The following is a 259-nucleotide window of genomic DNA, read 5'->3' as shown; positions in this document are numbered from 1 at the left end:
TCCATCTTTTCCTTTTAGCGTTAACGATACAAGATCTTCACGGAAGAAACCGTACTTCTCAAACACTTCTAATAGACCATCGTATAACGTTTTACCTTGTGATTTGTAGTATGCAGCTACTTCACATGCAAATAGAACAGATTGTACTGCATCTTTATCACGGCAGAATGGACGGATTAAATAACCATAGCTTTCCTCATAACCGAATTGGAATTCGTATTGTCCGCTTTCTTCATACTGTTTAATTTTCTCACCGATA

The 259-nt window shown here is 37.1% G+C and carries 1 pseudogene; it reads right to left on the bottom strand.

From position 1 onward, the window contains the following. Positions 1–259 (bottom strand): annotated as a pseudogene (locus MR083_RS27275) (phospho-sugar mutase); the annotation flags it as partial.

The sequence above is a fragment of the Bacillus cereus group sp. BfR-BA-01408 genome (genome assembly GCF_022663305.1).
Taxonomy (GTDB): domain Bacteria; phylum Bacillota; class Bacilli; order Bacillales; family Bacillaceae_G; genus Bacillus_A; species Bacillus_A pacificus.
This window is presented reverse-complemented; position numbering and strand designations above follow the sequence as displayed.